Raw genomic sequence first — 260 nt, forward strand, 5'->3', positions numbered from 1 at the left:
GCCGTAAGTTTTTTTCTGGTGAAGCCAATTTTCTTCAAGGCTCTGGATATGGTGCCAGGAGAGATGTCGTCATCCCAAAGTTCAGCCATTTGAGCGGAGGTTTTGTGGCCATGCTCTTGGGCAAAAGCCTTGAATTTATGCCAGTCGGTAATTTGGTGGTTATTGCCAGGTCGGTGATTAGGTTTAGGGAGGAAGTCTCCGGTGTGTGCTTTTCTTTGCAGCCAGAGATTGATAGTGTTCCGGCTGAGATGGAAAAATTG

Annotated in this window: 1 pseudogene; it reads right to left on the reverse strand. The window is 46.9% G+C overall.

The window, feature by feature from the left end:
• Positions 1–260: pseudogene (locus tag P5674_RS26340) on the reverse strand (IS630 family transposase); the annotation flags it as partial.

It is taken from the genome of Limnospira sp. PMC 289.06 (assembly GCF_032350395.1).
GTDB classification, from domain to species: Bacteria; Cyanobacteriota; Cyanobacteriia; order Cyanobacteriales; family Microcoleaceae; genus Limnospira; species Limnospira platensis.